This window comes from Pseudomonas sp. SIMBA_068 (assembly GCF_046534705.1).
Classification (GTDB): Bacteria; Pseudomonadota; Gammaproteobacteria; order Pseudomonadales; family Pseudomonadaceae; genus Aquipseudomonas; species Aquipseudomonas putida.
The window spans coordinates 1-252 of sequence record NZ_JAWRYI010001123.1 but is presented as its reverse complement, the minus strand read 5'-3'; the positions used below and the strand labels follow the sequence as shown (position 1 = coordinate 252).

Here is a 252-nt window from a genome sequence, read left to right as displayed (position 1 = left end):
GTCCATCAATCACTTCGGCTAACCACTCCCGGTTAACCTTGGCCGCCCCGGCCAAAAGCCCGTGTCGTACATCAGCGATATCTTGAGCCGTTCCCAGATCAATAATGGCTCGCATTGCGGCTAGGCGCGTGTGTTTGTGCTGAGCATGGAGGGAAAACTGTTTGACCTCCGCAATCGCACCTACCACTTCGCCGTGCCAAACCATCCTCAACAGGAACCAGACGATGTCGTCGTTGGAGCGATAAAGCATCA

The 252-nt window shown here is 54.8% G+C and carries 1 protein-coding gene; it reads right to left on the bottom strand.

Annotation, left to right across the window (positions count from 1 at the left end):
- A partial coding sequence (locus SB756_RS32995; protein ID WP_410913625.1) for a hypothetical protein occupies window positions 1-252 on the bottom strand: 252 nt, incomplete at both ends.